The organism is Mesorhizobium sp. WSM4989, from assembly GCF_029625795.1.
GTDB lineage: Bacteria > Pseudomonadota > Alphaproteobacteria > Rhizobiales > Rhizobiaceae > Mesorhizobium.
This window is the reverse complement of record NZ_JARTVN010000002.1, coordinates 1,189,791-1,202,946: the sequence shown is the minus strand read 5'-3', so window position 1 is coordinate 1,202,946 and position 13,156 is coordinate 1,189,791. Positions and strand designations below refer to the sequence as shown.

Sequence of the window (13,156 nt, the reverse complement as noted above, 5' to 3'; positions counted from 1 at the left end):
TCGTGCGACAGAGATGTTTCACGGGAGATCGAACGATGTATTTGAAGGGCCTAATATTTTTTACGTTTCTTGCTGGGATGGCACTGCCGGCCCTTGCCCAAGATCAATATGTTCGCCCGCTTCGCCCCGGCGAAGACGGATCTGCCAGAATCCAATCGTCGATTTCGATGACCCTTCCGGTCAAGGACGACGAGGACGCAGCCGTCCAGCAGCAGGCCGCACTTCGCTCTTTCTACAAGGTCGCGGCCGTCAGTTGCGCCATGGTGGCCGAGACTGTCGCCGACACCTGCGAAATCACCGGCATGACAACTAACGTCAATGCCCGGGACCGCAATGTCGGCGGTTATGGCGGATCGCAGGTTACGGTGACCGGCCAGATCACGATGAAGGTCAAGTTCAAGGCCAGCTTGAGCAAGACAGCGCAGTAGGACTGGTGCCCATCTCGCTTGTTTTCTGGCCGCATTATGGAAAGACTTTGGTGGGTGTGCACAGGATCGAACTGTGGACCCGCTGATTAAGAGTCAGCTGCTCTACCAACTGAGCTACACACCCACACCGCCGGGAAATCCAGCGTCGGCGGCGCATATAGCCGCCGGTTTGAACGATGTCCAGCCCTGCCGGATCATTTCCAGACAAATCGCCGAATTGCCGCAGGTGTCACACAAAAATCTGGCCTTCCGCCACTTTGATCGCATGGCCTCCGATGCGCGCGGAGGCCAGTTTTCCGCCGTCGACATTGAGCTCGAGCCGGATGCGCGAGGGTCTCCCCATTTCCAGCCCCTGCTCGATCCAAAGCTGCGAGATCCCGTCCGTTGGACCGTCGAAATGCATGATGGCGCCAGCAAAGGCCGCCGCCGCGGAGCCGGTCGCCGGATCTTCGTAGGAGGGATTGCCCGGCACGATCATGCGCACATGGAAGGCGCTGTCGTGATGCACCGTCTCGCGGCAATAGACGTACGGGCTGGCGAAGGTCCATTCGCTCTTGCGCGGCGCGAGTTCGGACCATGCCTGGTTGTCCAGCCTGACTTTTGCGGCCGCTTCGAGGCCGGCAACCGGAATGGTGACGTAGGGCACGCCGGCCGACCAGAAGGAGACGCGGTGATTCTCGAAGCCGAGCTCATGCGGGCCAAGGCCAAGCGCGGCGCCGATCATTTCCGGTTCGGCGGCGAGTTCCAGCCGCTCAGGCAGTTTCGCCAAGTCGAATTCGGCGAAGGTAGCGCCATCATGCCTGCTGACCGCGCAACGCACGGGGCCGATGTTCTCCTCCAGCACAAAGATGCCAGTCGCTTCGCCAGCCTGCTCCGCAAGCGCGATAGCCGACCCCACGGTCGGATGGCCCGCGAACGGCATCTCATAATCGGGCGTGAAGATGCGTATACGGTTGCGATGCTTGGGATTTTCGGGCGGCAGCACGAACACCGTCTCGGACAGGTTGAATTCGCGCGCGATCGCTTGCATGGCGGCCGAGTCCAGCCCCTCGCTGTCGAGCACCACCGCCAGCGGATTCCCGGCCAGCCGCTCGGTCGTAAACACGTCGTAAAGCAAGTAGTCGCGCGTCATTTGGAAAACCTTCCGCCTCGTCCCGAATTTCTGCTCGATCCCAACATGAGGGAAATTTAATTTGAAATTCGAACGTCAAGGCATGATTTGTTCACGGATAGGGACATCAATTTGTCGTTATAGGGGTCCGTGGTGGACCAGCTTGTCAATCCGCCAAACGCAGAAACCGACGCTTCCATCGAAACGGCCCTCGGGCTCGACCGCAAAGGCGTGAGCCGCAAGCGCCGCCGCTTCCGGCTCTACGCGCTGCTGGCGCTGGCTGTCGTGGCGGCCGCGATCGCCGGCTACCGCTGGAACGCCGTCTCGCCGCCCCGGATCGAATACACGACCGCGCCGGCGACGATTGCCGACCTGACCGTCAAGGTGTCGGCGACCGGCACGCTGCAGCCGCTGACGCAGGTCGACATCTCCAGCGAGCTTTCCGGCATCGTCCGCGCCGTCGCCGTCAACGAGAACCAGCAGGTCAAGAAGGGCGACGTGCTCGCGACGCTCGACACCGCCAAGCTCGAAGTCCAGATCGAGCGCGCCACCGCCTCGGCAAAGGCGGCGGCGGCCGCCGTCGAGGATGCCAAGGTCACGCTGCAGGAAAACCAGAACGCGGTGGTCCGCGCGAGCGCCCTCACCAAGCGCGGCATGGCGACGGATCAATCGCTTGAGGCCGCGACCGCGACACGCGATCGCTCCAAGGCCGCGCTCGACAGCGCCGAGGCCAATCTCGCCATCGCCGAAGCTGATCTGAAGGCCCAGCAGACCGACCTTGCCAAGAGCACCATCTACGCGCCGATCGACGGCATCGTGCTCACGCGCTCCGTCGATCCGGGGCAGACGGTCGCTTCTTCGCTGCAGGCGCCGGTGCTGTTCGTCATCGCTGCCGACTTGCGTAACATGGAGCTGCAGGCGGCGGTGGACGAGGCCGATATCGGCCAGGTCAAGCCCGGCCAGCATGCCCGCTTCACCGTCGATGCTTTCCCGGACCGTCCCTTCGACGCCGAGATCCGCGACATCTCCTATGCCTCCGTCACCACCGACGGCGTCGTCACTTACAATGCACGGCTGGAAGTCGACAACGGCGAACTTCTGCTCAGGCCAGGCATGACCGCCACGGTCGCGGTGGTGACCCGGCAGGCCAAGGGCGTGCTCACCGTGCCGGCCACAGCCTTCCGTTACCGCCCGGCGCAACAGGCGGCCCGCGGCTGGAGCCTGCGCGACCTCTTTACCGGCCGCATGGGGCGCCCCAACCGGCAGCGCGAGGCGACGAAAGCGCCGATCGACGGGTCGCGCACGCTCTATGTGCTGGACAACGGACGGCCGCATGCCCTCAACGTCAGGATCGGCTCGACCGACGGCGAACTGACCGAGATCACGTCCGGCCTCGAGGAAGGCGCAGAGGTCATCACCGGCTCGCCGCAACGGAGCTGACCGTGTCCGCTCCCCTGCTCATCACCTTCGACAGTGTATGGAAGAGCTATGGCGAGGGCGAAGCGTGCGTGCACGCACTTGCCGGCGTCGATCTTGCCATCCGCAGAAGTGAGTTCGTCGCCATCATGGGACCGTCCGGCTCGGGCAAGTCGACGGCGATGAACATCATCGGCTGTCTCGACACGCCGACGGCCGGAACCTACCGCTTCATGGGCGTCGATGCCGGCCGGCTCGACCGCAACCGCCGCGCCCTGTTGCGCAACCTTTATGTCGGCTTCGTCTTCCAGGGCTACAATCTCCTGCCCCGCACCACGGCGGCGGAAAATGTCGAGCTGCCTCTGATCTATCGCGGCGTTTCCGCCCGCGAGCGCCGGGAGCTGGCCATGCAGGCGCTCGCCCAAGTCGGACTTGTCGGGCGCGAACATCACACGCCGGCCGAGCTCTCGGGCGGCCAGCAACAGCGCGTGGCGATAGCGCGTGCCATCGTCACCAAACCGACTCTGCTTGTTGCCGACGAGCCCACCGGAAATCTCGACACCGCGCGCACGCACGAAATAATGGAATTGCTGACCAGGCTGAACGCCGAACTCGGCCTCACCATCGTCATGGTCACGCACGAAGCCGACGTCGCGGCATATGCCGGGCGCACGGTGCGCTTTCTCGACGGCCACGTCGCTTCAGATACAGCGAAAGCCGAGGCAGCATGATTTGGGAAACCGTCCGCCTTTCGCTGATTTCCATCCGCCGGAACGTGCTGCGCTCGTTCCTGACCCTGCTCGGCATCGTCATCGGCGTCGCCGCGGTCATCGCCATGCTCACCATCGGCTCCGGCACCACCGAGAAGGTCAAGGCCGACATCTCGAAACTCGGCAGCAACCTGCTCGTCGTCCGCTCGGGCCGTCCGGCAGGGCCTGGCGGCCCGGGCGGGCTCGACCAGGTCACCCGACCGCTGGCCGCCAAGGACCTCGAAGCACTGGTTGCCCATCTCAGCGGCGCACGCGCCATCGCACCGGCGTCGCAAAAACAGGTGCGGGTCATCTTCGGCACGGAGAGCCTGACGTCGGGCGTTACCGGCACCGACAGCGCCTATCTCGACGCGCGCGACTGGAAGCTGGTGTCGGGCCGTCCCTTCAGCGATTCCGAGACGCGCGCCGGCGCAGGCGTCTGCCTGATCGGCGAGACGGTGCGGCAGCAGTTCTTCGGCGCCGGCGATCCGGAGGGCGAGACGATCCGCGTCAACCGCACCTCCTGCCGGATCATCGGCTTGCTCGAGCCCAAGGGTTACACCGGCTTCGGCCAGGATCAGGACAATGTCGTGCTGATGCCGCTGGCCGCCTACCAGCGGCGCATCGCCGGCAACCGCGACATCGACTCGATCTACATCGCCGCCGACGACAGGACGCCGACCACCGAACTGCAGCCGCGCGTCGAGGACATCCTGCGCGACACGCGCCGCATCACGCCGGACCGCGATGCCGATTTCTCGATCCGCGACATGACCCAGATCGCCGACGCCATGGCCAGCGCCACCACCACCATGACCGGCATGCTGGGTGCCGTCGCCGGCGTCAGCCTTCTGGTCGGCGGCATCGGCATCATGAACATCATGCTGGTATCGGTCACTGAGCGCACGCGCGAGATCGGCATCAGGCTGGCGATCGGCGCGCACGAAAAACACATCCTGATCCAGTTCCTGGTCGAGGCGACGGTGCTGTCGCTGGTCGGCGGCATCATCGGCATCCTGATCGGACTGGCGCTCGCAGGCCTGGCCTCGGTGGCGCTGACGATACCCTTCGCGCCGAGCCCGGCGGTCATCCTGCTCGCCGTCGGTTTTTCGGCGCTGATCGGCATGGTGTTCGGCTTCTTCCCGGCATTGCGCGGCGCGAGGCTCGATCCGATCGAGGCGCTAAGGCACGAGTGAACCGCCGCGTCGTCGGCCCGTGACCGAGTCAGACCAGCTCGTTGGCGAAATGCCACTCGATCAGCGGCTTCATGTGCCCCATCAGCCCGACCGGCAGGTCGGTTGCGTTGCGGATGATGACCGGACCTTCGATCTCGGGCTGCGCTTCAGTTGCAACGAAGGCGCTGATGCGCCGCGCAAGCTCTTCCGCCGGCTCGGGAACGTGATAGCGGCGGAAGATCACCGTGCCGCTCGAAGTCGACAGCGCATAGTAGCGCTGTCCGCGGGCGGCGCCCGACAGATCGATCCCGGTTTCCTCGCCCACCTCGCGGATCATGTTGAAATCGATATCGACGACGCCGTCGCGGAAATCGATCGGCTCGAAGGAGCCGGCGGCGAAATAGACGCGGCCGGCGTTCACCGTGTGCGAGCCCATCCGGATCGCCACCAGCGCATTGTCGCCGGCAACCAGCACGGCGTGCGCATAGGCATGTTCGGCGCCGCTCAGCTCCCGGTTTTTGCGCCACAGCATGAAAGTCGAGTACTTCACCGCATGACAGCGACCGATGAGCCGGCTGTCGCGATAGCTCAGCGCTGAAAGCAACACCACGGTGCCGTCATATAGCGCCGGCTTCATCTCCATTTCGCGGCGCCAGTTTTCCGCGATCGCTGTCTGATTGTCGCGCTCGAACGGATGCGGGCTGGCAACGAGCCGTACGTCGACCGCGTCGACCGGCAAAATGACATTGCGCGGCAGGTCGAAGCTCACGGGCTCAGGCCATGTCCAGGTTGATCACCACCGGGCAATGGTCGGAGGCCTTCGGCCTGTCCCACCCGGCACGCGGAAAACGCTCTGCTTCCTGGCCAGGCGGAAAGATGGTGCGCCAAGGCTGACCGTTGCGGATGATCTCCGGAACCGCAGTGGCGTTCTTCGCCGCCAAGGCCTTCGACAGCAGGATATAGTCCAATTGGCACAAATGCCGCTCTTGCGGGCCGCGCGTGTGATAAAAACTCCAGCGGTCCATCTCGGGCCGCCGCTCGACGACATTTTCGCAAAAGCCGCCGGCGGTCAGAACGTTGATCGAGGACTGGGCTTCGTCGACGACGTGGAAGCGATAGCCGTCGAAGCTGTCGCCTTCGATCTTCACGCGCTGCCGATAATCATTCATGTCGCCGCAGATTGCCCAGCGCTTGTCGGCCGCATGGTCCTTGCCGAAGCGGTCCTCGATGATGCGGCGCACGGCCTGCGCCTCGGCGATGCGCAGTGGCATCGTCGCCTCGCGGCCATCGAGACCGTTGCGCGGCGAGCCCATTGACTTGAAATGCACGAGGTACAGCGTAAGCGGCACGCCGCCGACCGTTATGTCGATTTCCAGGCAGTCGCGCCGGAAGACGCGTTCGGTGGCCAGGTGCCCGAACGCCGCCAGTTCCGGCGTGAACAGTCCGAACTGCTCGAACGTGACATAGGCATGGCTGGTCATGCGCACGAATTCGATCGGCTGCCCCTGCGCGGTCTCGTTGCGCATCATCACGGCGACGTCGATGCCGCGGGAGTCGTTGCCGGCGGTGGTGTATTTCTGACGGTAGCCCTGCCCGATCATCTTGAAGAGATAGCCATATTCGAAGGCCTTCAGCCCCTCGATATTGTCCACCTCCTGCATGCAGATGACGTCGGCGCGTGTCGCGGCTATGGCGAGCGCGGTAAGCTGGCGGGTGTCATCGGACTGGGCGATGGCGCGCGCCTGTTCGAGCAGCCTGTATTCTGCTTCGCTCTGGATGTCGAACAGCGCCAGCGTTCGGTCCTCGTTGAGCTGGTTGCGATAGCCGGAGAAGTCGAACCTGTTCATCAGGTTCTCGACATTGAAGGTGGCGAGGCGCAGCGACATGGCCGAGACCTTTGCCCGCAAGCAATGGCGAACACAAGAGCATACGCACGCCCGCTATGGTTGACGGAACCTTTCTGTTCATCTTCCGTTCAGATGGAAAGTTCCATCAATAGGCCTATTCCCGAGCGTTTTGGGCGTGGGGCCTTACTCGTGGAGAGTGAAATGAAACCGCTCTTGTCTTCCCTTGGATCCGGGCTTCTGGCCTTGGGTCTCTCCGCTGGGCTGACGGTGCCGTCGATTGCCGGCCCGGTCCTGCAGCCCGATATGTCGACCGTGACCAGCACGGCCGCATCCACCATCATCCCCGTTCGCGACAGCTGGGCCGGCGGCAACGACCGGCGGCAGATGTATGACTGGCGCTGGCGGCGCGGCGGTGACTGGCGCGGCCGCGATTTTAGATGGCGTGGCGGCGACTTCCGCGCACGTCATTTCTCCCGCAACTGGGACGGAGATCGCAATTGGCGCTGGCGGCATCATCGCCATCATCGCCATCGCCACTTCGACAGCGGGGGCGCGGCCATCCTTGGGCTCGGCCTAGGCCTCGGCCTCGGCAGCCTCGCCTACAACAATTTCTACAATCCCTATTATTACGATCCCTATCCGCGCTACTATCAGCCGCGGCGCATTTACCGGACCGAGCGGCTTTCCAGGGCCCATGTCCAATGGTGCCACGACCGCTACCGGTCCTATCGGGCCTGGGACAACACGTTCCAGCCCTATAACGGCCCGCGCCGGCAGTGCATTTCGCCCTATATCTGAGCCCCTCGGCACGAAGCTCAACGGCGCCCGGCGGGCGCCGTTTCTTTTTGTCAGGGCGCGCCCGACGGCGACGCGATAACCTTAAATTTAGCAGATGCGTCTATCCGTGATGCGGTGCCCCATATGACAATCGCCAAGCTGCGATCCGCTAGGACGACCCCGCCATGACCGAGAACGAGTTGAGAGGCAAGCGCCGGCAACGCGTGCTGAAGGGCGCGGCGATCCTGACCGGCATCAACAATTCCGGGGTCATGTGCACGGTGCGCAACATGCATCCTGGCGGCGCCGAACTGAAGCTGCCTATCGAGGCGCATGTGCCCGACGAATTCCTGCTTTACGTGACGAAGGACCGGATCGGCTACAAGGCGATCGTCCGCTGGCGCCGCGACGACCGCATCGGCGTGGAATTCGCGGGCACCGAGCCGAAGCCGCATTGGCATTACGGCTGAGCGTGAGAGAAGCCGGCGGATCGCTCCGCCGGCTTTCACGAAGCATGAATAGACCGAATTAATTTTTCGCCTTGTCGACCAGCTTGTTCTTGGCGATCCACGGCATCATCGCGCGCAGCTTCGCGCCAACCTCTTCGATCTGATGACTGTCGTTGTTGCGGCGGATGCCCTTGAAGCGTGACAGGCCGGCGCGATATTCCTGCATCCATTCCGAGGTGAACTTGCCGGTCTGGATGTCCTTCAGGATGCGCTTCATCTCGGCCTTGGTGTCGGCCGTGATGATACGCGGACCGGAGACATATTCGCCCCATTCGGCGGTATTCGAGATCGAGTAGTTCATGTTGGCGATGCCGCCCTCATAGATGAGGTCGACGATCAGCTTCACCTCGTGCAGACACTCGAAGTAAGCCATCTCCGGCGCGTAGCCGGCTTCCACCAGCGTCTCGAAGCCGGCGCGGATCAGCTCGACCAGGCCGCCGCACAGCACCACCTGCTCGCCGAACAGATCGGTCTCGCATTCCTCGCGGAAATTGGTCTCGATGATGCCGGAACGGCCGCCGCCGACGCCGCAGGCATAGGAGAGCGCGAGGTCGAGCGCATTGCCCGAGGCGTCCTGGTTGACGGCAACCAGGCACGGCACGCCGCCGCCCTTCTGATATTCGCCGCGCACGGTATGGCCAGGGCCCTTCGGCGCGATCATGACCACGTCGACCGAAGCCTTCGGCTCGATCAGGCCGAAATGCACATTGAGGCCGTGCGCGAAGGCGATGGCTGCGCCGTCGCGGATGTTCGGCGCGATCTCTGATCTGTAGATGTCGGCCTGCAATTCGTCGGGCGTTGCCATCATCATCAGGTCTGCCCACTTGGCGGCATCCGCCACGCTCATCACCTTCAGCCCGTCGGCCTCGACCTTGTTGGCGGTCGCCGAGCCGGCCTTCAGGCCGATGGCGATCTCCTTGACGCCGGAATTCTTGAGGTTGAGCGCATGCGCCCGGCCCTGGCTGCCATAGCCGATGATAGCGACCTTCTTACCCTTGATCAGATTGAGATCGGCGTCACGATCGTAATAGACACGCATTTCGTCTTCCTTCCCGTTTTTGAAGATCAGAGCATGATGCCGAAAAGTGTGAAGCGGTTTTCGGACGACATCATGCTCTATCTCTTGAATTTGGAGCCGGATTCAGATTTCAGGTCGACTTGACCTGAAATCATCCGTCTCCGGGCCTTGCGGCCGGTTGTTTGCTCTCCCGGTCCTTGAGCCGTAAAGAGCGAGAAACTGCTGCGTCGCGCGGGCGGCATCGCCGCCGATCGTCGCCTCGGTCAATTGCAGCCGGTCGCCGAGCAGAAGCCGTATCTGCACGTCGCGGCCGACCAGACCGAAAAACGTCCGGAACGCCGTCTCGGCGTCGTCTAAGTCGAGCAGCCCGGCCTCGCGTCCCGCTTCGAGCACGGGCTTCAGACGCCTGGCCAGCGCGAAACGCCCATTCTGCAGCACGATCGCGCCAAGGTCATCCTTCCCGGAGCCGGCATGGCCGACCGCGACACGGTTGAGCGCGATAGACGTATCGCTGGAGATGACCCTCAGCCAGTCGGAAGCGAAGCGTTCGAGGCTTGCGGTCAGCCAAGCGAGGTCGAGGCCTTTGCGGTCGACCGGCGCCACGCGCACTTTCGAGGCCTGCCATTGCACTGTCGCCGTCAGCAGCCCGTCGCGGTCGCCGAACCATTTGTAGAGTGTTTCCTTGGAGCAGCTTGCCCGCCGCGCCACCGCGGTCATGGTCAGGTTGTCGCCCTCTTCGACCAGTAGGCGAAGTGCTGCGTCCAGAACGGCCTGCTGCCGCTCGGTGAGCGTTTCGCTGCTGTCGGTGTCGGCGGCGGCTTGCAACACGTTTTCACCCGTTCCCGGTCGCTCAATAATGCGTACCGTACGTTACGGTTCGGCTTATTGCGCATTCGGGTTTCCATCGCAAGGGGCTGCGGCGAAAAAATCTGACGGTACCCACAAACACTCGTGAGCTAATCGCCGGCCGGTGGCTCGCGCAACCGCCCGAGCAGTGCAGCCAGCGTTTCCAGCTCCTTGGCGGAAAGCTTGTCGCCCATCAGTTCGGCTATGGATGCGCCATAGACCGCCCAGATGCGGCGGCGCATCTCCCGGCCGCTTGGCGTGATGCGCACTGTCTGGCCACGGCCGTCATCCGAGACAGGCAGCTTTTCCAGCAGGCCATCCGCTTCCAGCCGGGCCAGCAGTCGCGACACGCTGTACTGCGCCAACAGAACGCGATCGATCAGCTCGAACGGCCGCAAGCCGCCCTCGCCCGCCTCGGCAAGCTCGTGCAGCACGTCGTACCAGGCGAGCGGCGGCAAGCCGCCGGCTTTCAGGGCATACTCGGTCTTTTCGACCAGCTGGCGCGAAACGCGCATCAGGCGGCCCCAGGCTTTGACGGCCTCGGGCGGAAGAGATTTTCTCGTCATCGAGGAACTTTATCCGATAGATGCAATTGCATCAAGCTTGACGGTCGATGCAAATGCATTCATATAGATGCAATTGCATCGATAAGGAGTTCCCGATGAAGCATGAGATCTGTAAAGTGGCCGACATCCCGCAGACTGGCAGCCTGATCGCGCCTTTCTTCGGCCGCGAGGTCCACGTCTGCCGCAGCGGCGAGCGTGTCCGTGCCGCAGCCAATGCCTGCCTGCATTTCGGCGGGCCACTCGACTGCAAGGACGGCGCCTTCATCTGCCAGTGGCACGGCGCCCGCTTCGACATGCAAAGCGGCGAGCGCCTCGTAGGCCCGGCGCCGAAGGGCTCGCGCCCGATGTTCCTGTCGACCCGCGTCGAGGACGGCGCGCTGAACTATGTCTGGGGAGAATAAGATGACGGCCAAACTCACCCTCGTCAGTCATCACCTTTGCCCCTACGCCCAGCGTGCGGCAATCGCCCTCGCCGAGAAAGGCGTGCCGTTCGAGCGCGTCAATGTCGACCTTGCCAGCAAGCCCGACTGGTTCAAGGCTATCTCGCCGCTCGGCAAGGTACCGCTGCTCTGCGTTCGAAACGGCAGCAAGGAGGAGATCATTTTCGAATCCGTCGTCATTCTCGAATTCCTCGAGGAGACGCAGGCCAATCCGTTGCACCCGGCCGATCCGCTCATGCGGGCCAGGCACCGCTCCTGGGTCGAATTCGGTTCGGCCATCCTCAACGCCATCGGGCGCTTCTATTCCGCCGCCGATGAGGCCGGCTTCCTCAAGGAAAGCAGCGGCTTGTCGGAACTGTTTGAGCGTGTCGAGGCGGAACTGTCGGCAAGGCGGAGCGGTCCGTGGTTCGCCGGGAAGCGCTTCTCGATGGTCGACGCCGTCTACGGGCCGATCTTCCGCTACTTCGACACGTTCGACGAGATCGGCGCTAGCGGCATCCTGGACGGTAAGCCTCTCGTCCAGGCCTGGCGCAAGGCGTTGAGCGACCGGCAATCGGTGAAGGAGGCTGTCAGTCCGGACTATCCGCTGCGGCTGCACGCCTTCCTGCGGGCAAAGGCATCTTATCTATCGCGGATGATCCGGCTGCAGGCCATTGCGATTCCGCAAGCCCGATCGGCCTGAACGGATCGATCACCGTTCCCGCGACCATGGCGGCGAGCAACTGCGGCACCGGCGCAAGCGACGTTTTGACGCTTGTATCGGGGAAGGAAAGGCTCAGGCCTGCGCGGCATCGAAGGCGACGCGCGCCTCACGAACGGCATCGTGGTTGAGTTCGGCCCATTGGATCAGCATCTGCAACGGCGCGAACATCGAGCGGCCGAGATCGGTGAGGCTGTATTCAACGCTCGGCGGCTTGGTCGGAAAGACTTCGCGATGCACATAGCCGTCGCGCTGCAGGTCGTAGAGCGTCTGCGTCAGCATACGCTGCGAAATGTCGGGCACCAGGCGGCGCAACTCCCCGAACCGGTACGGCTTCTCGGCCAAAGCCATGACCAGCAGCGAGCTCCATTTGCCGCTGATGCCCTGGATCACATCGCGGACCGGGCAGTCGGCGAAATTGCCGCCGCCGGTCATGGCTTTGTAGACCTCGAGCTTCGATTTCAGACTGAAGATCTTGCTGTCCATCGCGACATCCATTGATCGAAGCGGCGACCCGCCGGTGGTTCCCCGGCTGTGCCTACCTCCCGGAAAACTGCCTTCTTTACGGCCCCTGGTCAATTCTTATTTTAGTGCTGGTCTCTTTTTGAGACCATCGTTCAAATCCCTTCGACGCAATTTTCAGGAACCTCCCATGACCGAAACTCTCCTTGTCACCGGCGCTTCCGGCCATCTCGGCCGCGCCGTGATCAACCATCTGCTCGATGCGCAGAAAGTCGCGCCGGCAAATATCATCGCAACCACGCGCAATCCCGAAAATCTCCGCGACCTGGCAGCCCTCGGCATTGTCGTCAGGCCGGCCGATTTCGACGATCCGGCCTCGCTGGAGCGCGCGTTCAAAGGCGCCGACCGAGTGCTGATCGTCTCGACCGGTGAGCTCGACCTGAAGAGGGACCGGCGCCTCAAGCAGCATCAGGCCGCGGTGGCCGCAGCCAAGGCGGCAAGCGTCTCGCACCTCCTCTACACCTCGATGCCCAATCCCGAGCCGGTCTCGCCGGTGCTGTTTGCCGGCGACCACTACGGCACCGAGCAGGCCATCAAGGCGAGCGGCATTGCCTACACCATCTTCCGCAACGGCTGGTACCAGGAGAACCTTTTCATGGCGCTGCCGCACGCCATTTCGTCGGGCAAGTGGTACACGTCGGCCGGTGACGGTCGGATCGCGCACGCCGCGCGCGACGACATGGCCGCCGCGATCGCCGCGAGCCTCGCTTCCGGCTCGACGGAGAGCCGCGTCTACACGCTGACCGGCCCGCATGCCTACACGACGAACGAAATTGCCGCTCTGGTGAGCGAAGTCACTGGCAAGCCGCTGGAGGTTATCCAATTACCTGACGAGGCTTTGACCGAGGGCGTCAAGGCGGCCGGCCTTCCCGAGGACTTTGCGCGCATTGTCGTATCCTTCGACGCCAACACACGCTCCGGCCGTATCGGCATGGTAACCGACGCTATCGAGACGTTGTCGGGCCGCAAGCCGAAGACGCTCAAGCAGTTCCTGGAAGGGAACAAAGCCGCACTGCTTGGCTGAACCGTTGCGCCTGGGGGGGTACTCTCCC

Annotated in this window: 16 protein-coding genes and 1 tRNA gene; 9 read left to right on the top strand and 8 right to left on the bottom strand. The window is 63.4% G+C overall.

Going from position 1 to position 13,156, the window contains the following annotated elements; all coding sequences use genetic code 11:
- Window positions 1-35: 35 nt before the first annotated feature.
- On the top strand, window positions 36-428 hold the full coding sequence (locus P9217_RS18480; RefSeq protein WP_278087815.1) for a hypothetical protein: 393 nt from the start codon (window positions 36-38) through the stop codon (window positions 426-428).
- Between the two features lie 48 nt (window positions 429-476).
- Here the strand turns inward: P9217_RS18480 and P9217_RS18475 are convergent.
- Window positions 477-552: transfer RNA gene (locus tag P9217_RS18475), tRNA-Lys, on the bottom strand.
- 105 nt (window positions 553-657) lie between these two features.
- A complete protein-coding gene (locus tag P9217_RS18470) occupies window positions 658-1,560 on the bottom strand; it encodes a PhzF family phenazine biosynthesis protein (protein ID WP_278087816.1) in 903 nt (300 codons plus the stop codon).
- A 132-nt stretch (window positions 1,561-1,692) separates the two neighbouring features.
- Here P9217_RS18470 and P9217_RS18465 point away from each other — a divergent pair, with 132 nt between their 5' ends.
- Genes P9217_RS18465 through P9217_RS18455 form a run of 3 tightly spaced genes read left to right on the top strand, consistent with a single transcriptional unit; the run spans window position 1,693 to window position 4,900 of the window.
- Complete coding sequence (locus tag P9217_RS18465) at window positions 1,693-2,979, top strand: efflux RND transporter periplasmic adaptor subunit (RefSeq protein ID WP_278087817.1); 1,287 nt, start codon at window positions 1,693-1,695, stop codon at window positions 2,977-2,979.
- Window positions 2,976-3,686 (top strand): ABC transporter ATP-binding protein, encoded by a 711-nt coding sequence (locus P9217_RS18460; RefSeq protein ID WP_095780861.1) that lies wholly within the window; start codon window positions 2,976-2,978, stop codon window positions 3,684-3,686. The genes P9217_RS18465 and P9217_RS18460 overlap by 4 nt, the downstream gene beginning before the upstream one ends.
- Window positions 3,683-4,900 carry an ABC transporter permease gene (locus P9217_RS18455; RefSeq protein WP_278087818.1) on the top strand — a complete coding sequence of 406 codons (1,218 nt, stop codon included), beginning with the start codon at window positions 3,683-3,685 and terminating at the stop codon, window positions 4,898-4,900. The genes P9217_RS18460 and P9217_RS18455 overlap by 4 nt, the downstream gene beginning before the upstream one ends.
- 28 nt (window positions 4,901-4,928) lie before the next feature.
- Here the strand turns inward: P9217_RS18455 and P9217_RS18450 are convergent, their stop codons facing one another.
- On the bottom strand, window positions 4,929-5,648 hold the full coding sequence (locus P9217_RS18450) for a hypothetical protein (protein ID WP_127241153.1): 720 nt from the start codon (window positions 5,646-5,648) through the stop codon (window positions 4,929-4,931).
- A 4-nt stretch (window positions 5,649-5,652) separates the two neighbouring features.
- On the bottom strand, window positions 5,653-6,765 hold the full coding sequence (locus P9217_RS18445) for an endonuclease/exonuclease/phosphatase family protein (RefSeq protein WP_127241152.1): 1,113 nt from the start codon (window positions 6,763-6,765) through the stop codon (window positions 5,653-5,655).
- 162 nt (window positions 6,766-6,927) lie between these two features.
- On the opposite strand from P9217_RS18445, the gene P9217_RS18440 reads away from it, so the two are divergent.
- Window positions 6,928-7,524 (top strand): BA14K family protein, encoded by a 597-nt coding sequence (locus tag P9217_RS18440; protein ID WP_095829681.1) that lies wholly within the window; start codon window positions 6,928-6,930, stop codon window positions 7,522-7,524.
- A 164-nt stretch (window positions 7,525-7,688) separates the two neighbouring features.
- The gene (locus P9217_RS18435; protein ID WP_067323293.1) at window positions 7,689-7,973 is read left to right on the top strand and encodes a PilZ domain-containing protein; all 285 of its coding nucleotides are present in this window, start codon (window positions 7,689-7,691) and stop codon (window positions 7,971-7,973) included.
- A 58-nt stretch (window positions 7,974-8,031) separates the two neighbouring features.
- Here the strand turns inward: P9217_RS18435 and ilvC are convergent, their stop codons facing one another.
- The 3 genes from ilvC to P9217_RS18420 all read right to left on the bottom strand — a co-directional run bounded on the left by ilvC (window position 8,032) and on the right by P9217_RS18420 (window position 10,442).
- Entirely contained in the window at window positions 8,032-9,051 is a 1,020-nt protein-coding gene (gene ilvC / locus P9217_RS18430) for a ketol-acid reductoisomerase (RefSeq protein WP_278087819.1), read from the bottom strand.
- Window positions 9,052-9,153: 102 nt separating this feature from the next.
- Window positions 9,154-9,858: a TetR/AcrR family transcriptional regulator gene (locus P9217_RS18425; RefSeq protein ID WP_067323287.1), complete on the bottom strand. Its 705-nt coding sequence runs from the start codon at window positions 9,856-9,858 to the stop codon at window positions 9,154-9,156.
- 128 nt (window positions 9,859-9,986) lie between these two features.
- Window positions 9,987-10,442, bottom strand: a complete 456-nt coding sequence (locus P9217_RS18420; RefSeq protein WP_067323285.1) for a MarR family winged helix-turn-helix transcriptional regulator — start codon at window positions 10,440-10,442, stop codon at window positions 9,987-9,989.
- Between the two features lie 95 nt (window positions 10,443-10,537).
- Here P9217_RS18420 and P9217_RS18415 point away from each other — a divergent pair, with 95 nt between their 5' ends.
- Together P9217_RS18415 and P9217_RS18410 are read left to right on the top strand one after the other, a co-directional pair.
- A complete protein-coding gene (locus P9217_RS18415) occupies window positions 10,538-10,843 on the top strand; it encodes a Rieske (2Fe-2S) protein (RefSeq protein WP_278087820.1) in 306 nt (101 codons plus the stop codon).
- 1 nt (window position 10,844) lies between these two features.
- Entirely contained in the window at window positions 10,845-11,564 is a 720-nt protein-coding gene (locus tag P9217_RS18410) for a glutathione S-transferase family protein (protein ID WP_278087821.1), read from the top strand.
- A gap of 93 nt (window positions 11,565-11,657) precedes the next feature.
- Here P9217_RS18410 and P9217_RS18405 read toward each other — a convergent pair whose 3' ends face one another.
- On the bottom strand, window positions 11,658-12,068 hold the full coding sequence (locus P9217_RS18405) for a helix-turn-helix domain-containing protein (protein WP_066998811.1): 411 nt from the start codon (window positions 12,066-12,068) through the stop codon (window positions 11,658-11,660).
- A gap of 166 nt (window positions 12,069-12,234) precedes the next feature.
- Here P9217_RS18405 and P9217_RS18400 point away from each other — a divergent pair, with 166 nt between their 5' ends.
- Window positions 12,235-13,128: an SDR family oxidoreductase gene (locus P9217_RS18400; protein WP_278087822.1), complete on the top strand. Its 894-nt coding sequence runs from the start codon at window positions 12,235-12,237 to the stop codon at window positions 13,126-13,128.
- Window positions 13,129-13,156: the final 28 nt, after the last annotated feature.

What these genes read in the sequence shown, in the direction of transcription:
- P9217_RS18440 (WP_095829681.1), top strand. Translation starts at nt 6,928, where the DNA reads ATGAAACCGCTCTTGTCTTCCCTTGGATCCGGGCTTCTGGCCTTGGGT.
- P9217_RS18415 (WP_278087820.1), top strand. Translation starts at nt 10,538, where the DNA reads ATGAAGCATGAGATCTGTAAAGTGGCCGACATCCCGCAGACTGGCAGC.
- P9217_RS18455 (WP_278087818.1), top strand. Translation starts at nt 3,683, where the DNA reads ATGATTTGGGAAACCGTCCGCCTTTCGCTGATTTCCATCCGCCGGAAC.
- P9217_RS18410 (WP_278087821.1), top strand. Translation starts at nt 10,845, where the DNA reads ATGACGGCCAAACTCACCCTCGTCAGTCATCACCTTTGCCCCTACGCC.
- P9217_RS18400 (WP_278087822.1), top strand. Translation starts at nt 12,235, where the DNA reads ATGACCGAAACTCTCCTTGTCACCGGCGCTTCCGGCCATCTCGGCCGC.
- P9217_RS18470 (WP_278087816.1), bottom strand. Translation starts at nt 1,560, where the DNA reads ATGACGCGCGACTACTTGCTTTACGACGTGTTTACGACCGAGCGGCTG.
- P9217_RS18435 (WP_067323293.1), top strand. Translation starts at nt 7,689, where the DNA reads ATGACCGAGAACGAGTTGAGAGGCAAGCGCCGGCAACGCGTGCTGAAG.
- P9217_RS18420 (WP_067323285.1), bottom strand. Translation starts at nt 10,442, where the DNA reads ATGACGAGAAAATCTCTTCCGCCCGAGGCCGTCAAAGCCTGGGGCCGC.
- P9217_RS18445 (WP_127241152.1), bottom strand. Translation starts at nt 6,765, where the DNA reads ATGTCGCTGCGCCTCGCCACCTTCAATGTCGAGAACCTGATGAACAGG.
- P9217_RS18405 (WP_066998811.1), bottom strand. Translation starts at nt 12,068, where the DNA reads ATGGACAGCAAGATCTTCAGTCTGAAATCGAAGCTCGAGGTCTACAAA.
- ilvC (WP_278087819.1), bottom strand. Translation starts at nt 9,051, where the DNA reads ATGCGTGTCTATTACGATCGTGACGCCGATCTCAATCTGATCAAGGGT.
- P9217_RS18480 (WP_278087815.1), top strand. Translation starts at nt 36, where the DNA reads ATGTATTTGAAGGGCCTAATATTTTTTACGTTTCTTGCTGGGATGGCA.